4 protein-coding genes, 1 pseudogene and 1 riboswitch are annotated in these 5397 nt (G+C 68.7%); of the genes and pseudogenes, 4 read left to right on the forward strand and 1 reads right to left on the reverse strand.

The window, feature by feature from the left end; genetic code table 11:
• Positions 1-160: 160 nt before the first annotated feature.
• Complete coding sequence (locus SSKA14_RS00670) at positions 161-1114, forward strand: DUF1028 domain-containing protein (protein WP_040009197.1); 954 nt, start codon at positions 161-163, stop codon at positions 1112-1114.
• A gap of 73 nt (positions 1115-1187) precedes the next feature.
• Here SSKA14_RS00670 and SSKA14_RS00675 read toward each other — a convergent pair whose 3' ends face one another.
• Positions 1188-3062, reverse strand: a complete 1875-nt coding sequence (locus SSKA14_RS00675) for a patatin-like phospholipase family protein (protein ID WP_008266706.1) — start codon at positions 3060-3062, stop codon at positions 1188-1190.
• A 126-nt stretch (positions 3063-3188) separates the two neighbouring features.
• A riboswitch (cobalamin riboswitch) is annotated at positions 3189-3404 on the forward strand.
• A 174-nt stretch (positions 3405-3578) separates the two neighbouring features.
• Here SSKA14_RS00675 and SSKA14_RS00680 point away from each other — a divergent pair.
• The 3 genes and pseudogenes from SSKA14_RS00680 to SSKA14_RS00690 all read left to right on the forward strand — a co-directional run.
• Entirely contained in the window at positions 3579-4250 is a 672-nt protein-coding gene (locus tag SSKA14_RS00680) for an epoxyqueuosine reductase QueH (protein WP_008264648.1), read from the forward strand.
• A 55-nt stretch (positions 4251-4305) separates the two neighbouring features.
• Complete coding sequence (gene pncA / locus SSKA14_RS00685; protein ID WP_008266820.1) at positions 4306-4932, forward strand: bifunctional nicotinamidase/pyrazinamidase; 627 nt, start codon at positions 4306-4308, stop codon at positions 4930-4932.
• A gap of 16 nt (positions 4933-4948) precedes the next feature.
• Positions 4949-5386 (forward strand): annotated as a pseudogene (locus tag SSKA14_RS00690) (TerC family protein); the annotation flags it as partial.
• Between the last annotated feature and the right edge of the window lie 11 nt (positions 5387-5397).

A 5397-nucleotide genomic window follows, 5' to 3' on the forward strand; every position in this document is an offset into this window, starting at 1 on the left:
CCCGCCTTCGACAGTTCTCTGCGATCTGTCTGGATGGCATGACCTGCTCCTGGTGGGTGTCGACCTTGGTCGACACGGTAGATCCACGCATGGCGTGGATCTACTAAACCTTTCGTGCGTAGGCTGCATCCCACTGCAATGCCTGCCCATGGAGATGGCCATGTTCCTGCTGCGTTCCTGCGTGGTCCTGCTGCTCGCTGCCGTCGCTGCGCCGGCGTGGGCGACCTTTTCCATCGTGGCCTGCAATGAGGCCGGTGACTGCGGCGTGGCGGTGGCTACGCACAATCTCGGCGTCGGTGGCGTGGGCGTGCCGTGGGCGCAGGCCAGGGTGGGGGCGGTCGCCAGCCAGTTCGAGACCAATCCAACCTATGGCTCGAAGGGCCTGACGCTGCTGGGCAAGGGCCGCACGCCTGCGCAGGTGCTCAAGCAGCTGCTGGACGAAGACGGTGATTTCGATGGCACCACGCTGGCCGAGCGCCAGGTGGGCCTGGTCAGTGCGCGCGGCGGCAATGCGCAGTACACCGGCGCCACCGCGCAGCAGGCGGATTGGGCCGGTGCGCAGGGCGAGGGCATGCTGAGCGTGCAGGGCAACGGCCTGGCCGGGCCGGAGGTGCTGGCCGCGATGCAACGCAGCTTCGCCGCTTCGCGCGGTGCACTGGCGGCGCGCCTGCTGGCGGCGCTGGAAGCCGGCCAGGCCGCCGGTGGCCAGCGCAGCGGGCAGTGGTCGGCGGCGCTGCTGGTGCGCACGCCCGGCGGTGACTGGCAGGACACCGATCTGCGCGTGGATGCCGACCCGCGCGCTGTGGCAAGGCTCCGCGAGCTGTACGACATGCGCCTGTCCAACGACGCGATCATCCGTGCCGAGCAACGCTGGGAAAAGGGCGATGTGGCCGCTGCGCGTGCGGCGCTGGCCACCGCGTTGTCACTGGCGCACGGCTGGGACCGCACCTGGGCGCGTGCCGCACGGCTGGCCATGCGCCAGGGCGACACCGCGCTCGCCCGCGAATACCTTGCAGGCCTGCGTACGCTCAATCCGGGCTGGGTGAAGCAGGAACTGGCGCTGCCGTTGTATGCGCCGTTGCAGGGTGATGCGGTGGTGGAGGCGTGGCGTTGAGGCACCGCAGGGGGCAGATCGTGCCGACCAGGGTCGGCACCCACCAGAACAGTTCAATCGGCTGCGGCGGAGATCAATAGATCGGCGTCACCTTCATCTGTGGCAGCGGGCGCGGTGCGCCGTCGGTAAGGTCGGGGCCGAGGTCGTCCCAGCTGCGGCCCTGTTCCACCATCAAGCCCCACAGCTGCTGCGAGGCCTGCCGCTTGTCTTCCGAGCCCAGCTTGTACGACGGCGGTGCCGGCTGGCCACTGGCGACCATCGAATAGGCCGCGCGGTAGGCCAGCACCTGCTGCGCCGGGTCATCGGTGCGGGCCACTTCCAGCGTGTAGCGCTGGTAGGCCGAGGCCAGGTTGCGCCAGCGGATCCAGTAGTGGTTGTCGAACGAGAACGAACAGAAACGTGCACCGGCCAGGCTGCCCTTGTCGGCGATGCGGGTGAGCACCTCCTGCGGCATGTCCAGGTTCATGCCACCCTCGTCGCCCTGCAGGCTGACGTGCACGATGCGATCGCGGTAGCCCGGTGCGCGCGCCTGCAGCAGGTCGCGCCAGTTCTGCATGGTCGCCACCACCGCGAACAGGAAGCGCCCCAGTTCGGCCGCCGCCAGCGGCGTGGCGATCGACTGGTAGGTGCGCTGCCAGCCGTGGCGGTTCTCGGTGGGCAGGAACACCGCATGCTCCAGCGCCTGGCGGCCGCTGCTGCCATGGCTCACATCCTCGGCATGCTGCGGGTAGACCAGGTTGATGGCGAAGGTCGGCCAGCGTGGCAACGCAGCATCGAACAGGTGGATCGGGAAATTGCTGCTGATGCCGCCATCGGAGAACCAGCAGATGCGGAAAGCGGTGATCACCGGGCCGCAGGCCTGCCCGGCACTGGTCAGCCCTTCCATGCTGTCGGCCACGTTGTGCTCCGGGTCGGCCGCCGGGGCGGTCGGTTCGCAGCGGCGCTCGCGGCGCGAGGGTTCATGCAACGGCACCGCGCTGATCAGCAGCGGAAAACTCAGGCTCATCCGCGTGGCCACCAGCACCGGCAGCTGCGGGCCCTGCGGCAGGTGGTAGTACTGGCGCCCCTCCACCTCCAGCGGCGGGCCGGCCTGCTGCACCAGCCACTGCACCACGCTGGCCGGGAACAGCTGCTCGAACTCCTCGCGCAGGAACCAGAACTGCGCGCCACCCAGCGGCAGGGTGCGCGGCTCGTTGTGCGACACGCAGGTGGTGATCATCTGCAGGCTGATCGCATGCGGGCTGTCCGGTTCGCCGGCATAGCGCGGCGCGTCGTGCAGGTCGGCGAAAGTCAACGGGGCATCCAGCGGCTTGCCCGACAGCTGCTGCAGGCACGCGTGCAGCCATTCGGTGAGGGCGGGCTTGCGCGCGTCGCGGCCGAGCCCGCTGCACAGGCCCAGCAGGTTGCGCCGCGCCACCCGCGCCACCCGCAGCGCGGCACCGGCCACGCCGGCTCCGTAGGCACACAGCAGCGACGGCAGCAACGTGGCGGCCACCCCGCTCCAGCCGCCGCCCCACCAACCCAGACCGAGCAGCAGCGCCAGCGACACCAGCACCTCCAATGGCGCGATCTCGAACACGGCCACCGCCAGGCACAGCAGCTTGTGCGGCAGACGGGCGCTGCCGGTCAGCACCACCAGCAGCCGGTAGGCCGCGCGTGCCCCCCGTGCCGGCTGGAACAGGCTGTAGATGAAGCCGCGCCGCGACAGCTGGGCCGACACTGCCGACAGCCCGCCGTAACCGGCGTCGCCGGGCAGGTGTTCGCCCGCCTGCTGGCGGCGGTCGCCACACGCCGCCGCGGCCGCCACCGCTGCGGCGATGGCCCCGGCTGAGGTACCGCCGATGCTCTTGAACCGATAGTCGCGGGCCAGCGCCAGTACCGCATTGGGGTACACGATGCCGCTGGTGATGCCGCCCTTCATGACCAGATCGCAGTACTTGTCTGCCACGCGCCCTCTCCCGTCCGTCGGTGTCCAGTATGGCAAGGGACGCTCTCACAGCCTGAGAAGTGGGCCACAGCACTGCACGGCCCTGGGCCCTTGACCATCGCGGCCAACGGGTCCACCGTGCACACGCCGAAGGTATCCATCCCAGGTTCGGATGATGGGATGGATTTAAACGGGAATCCGGTGAAGGCGCCTGGCGCGCCCATTCCGGAGCTGCCCCGCAGCGGTGAATGGAAACGAATCCTGCCAACAGCACTGGGCTCACGCCTGGGAAGCGGCAGGTAGTAGGTGGGCTGCGGCTCGTGTCCATCAGCCCGAATACCGGCCCCGGCCGGGGGACACGACCGTCCCCTGACTCGACCTGGACTCTCCGCGGGGAGGGTGCCGGGGCCGTCGCTGTCCTGCGCGTGCAGGCGGCGTGGCCGCGCGCGTCCTTTTTACGGTAGCTGCCCAGATCTGCTTCCCACGCGCTGATGCATGGGCCACCGCCGTTGCCGGCGGTCCATGCGGTACCTGACGATGACCGAGCTCCAACGCCCCACCCTGACCCTGCCGGCCGACGGCAAGCGGCTGTTGCTGCATTCCTGCTGCGCGCCCTGTTCCGGCGAAGTGATGGAGGCGATCACCGCCTCCGGGATCGACTACGCGATCTTCTTCTACAACCCCAACATCCACCCGGTGAAGGAATACGAACTGCGCAAGCAGGAGAACATCCGCTTCGCCGAGCAGCACGACATTCCCTTCATCGACTGCGACTACGACACCGACAACTGGTTCAGCCGCGCGCGCGGCATGGAGAACGAGCCCGAGCGCGGCATCCGCTGCACGATGTGCTTCGACATGCGTTTTGAGCGCACCGCGCTGTACGCGCATGAACATGGCTACGACACCATCAGTTCGTCGCTGGGCATCTCGCGCTGGAAGAACATGGCGCAGATCAACGACTGCGGCATCCGCGCCGCCTCGCGCTATGAAGGCCTGCAGTACTGGGACTACAACTGGCGCAAGGGCGGCGGTGCCAGCCGCATGATCGAGATCAGCAAGCGCGAGCAGTTCTACCAGCAGGAATACTGCGGCTGCGTGTACTCGCTGCGCGATGCCAACCGCCACCGCCGCGAGAACGGCCGCGAGCGGATCAAGATCGGCCTGCTGTACTACGGGCAGGACGCTGAGACCCCGCAGGGCGATTGACGTGTGGGCATGGGGCGGCCACGCTGGTCGCCCCTCCCGTTGTGCCGGACCTGCCATGACCGCCCTGCCCGCCGATGTCGCCCTGCTGGTGATCGACCTGCAGCCGGACTTCATGCCGGGTGGCGCGCTGGCTTGCGAGCAGGGCGATGCGCTGGTGGCACCGATTGCCGCGCTGCTGGCGCAGCGCCACTACCGCACGGTGGTGGCCACCCAGGACTGGCACCCGGCCGACCACGCCTCGTTCGCCAGCCAGCACCCCGGCAAGCGCCCGTTCGAGACCATCCTGCTGCACGCACAGCCGCAGACCCTGTGGCCTGACCACTGCGTGCAGGGCAGCGCCGGCGCCGCCCTGCACCCGGGCGTGGACTGGACGGTGGCCGATCTGATCCTGCGCAAGGGCACCCGCCAACAGGTGGATTCGTACAGCGCCTTCCGCGAGAACCATGGCCCTGACGGCGAGCGTCCGCCGACCGGCCTGGCCGGCTGGCTGCACGAGCGCCGCATCCGCGAGGTACACGTGTGCGGCCTGGCCCGCGACTACTGCGTGCTGTGGAGCGCGCAGGACGCCGTGAAGTCCGGCTTCAAGGTGAAGTTCCTGTGGGACCTGACCAAGCCGGTGACCGAGGCCAACGACGCGATGGTGCGCGAGGCGCTGGGCAAGGCCGGGATCGCGGTCGCCTGACCCACAATGGTAGTGCATGGAGATCAAGGAACTGATCAGCGGCGGCGAGGATGAAGATCCCAGCACGACCAAGGCCTCGGCCGTGTTCGGCTACGTCATCGCGCAGATCGCGGTGATCGACATCGTGTTCTCGCTGGACTCGGTGATCACCGCCGTCGGCATCGCCGACCACATCCCGGTGATGGTCGCCGCCATCCTGCTGTCGGTGCTGGTGATGCTGCTGGCCGCCAACCCGCTGGGCCGCTTCATCGACGCCAACCCGACGGTGAAGATGCTGGCGCTGGCCTTCATCCTGCTGATCGGCGCAGTGCTGATCCTGGACGGCCTGGACGTGCACGTGCCCAAGCCCTACATCTACGCCGCGATGGGTTTCTCGGTGCTGGTGGAGTGGCTGAACCTGCTGATGCGCCGCCGCGCACGCGAACACCACGTGCCGGGCGCCGGCAACTGGTAAGCGCGTGATCC

The organism is Stenotrophomonas sp. SKA14, assembly GCF_000158575.1.
In the GTDB taxonomy this organism is placed as follows: domain Bacteria; phylum Pseudomonadota; class Gammaproteobacteria; order Xanthomonadales; family Xanthomonadaceae; genus Stenotrophomonas; species Stenotrophomonas forensis.

Bases quoted from the DNA above. Each gene is read 5' to 3' on its own strand.
- SSKA14_RS00670 (WP_040009197.1), top strand. From the start codon at position 161: ATGTTCCTGCTGCGTTCCTGCGTGGTCCTGCTGCTCGCTGCCGTCGCT.
- SSKA14_RS00680 (WP_008264648.1), top strand. From the start codon at position 3,579: ATGACCGAGCTCCAACGCCCCACCCTGACCCTGCCGGCCGACGGCAAG.
- pncA (WP_008266820.1), top strand. From the start codon at position 4,306: ATGACCGCCCTGCCCGCCGATGTCGCCCTGCTGGTGATCGACCTGCAG.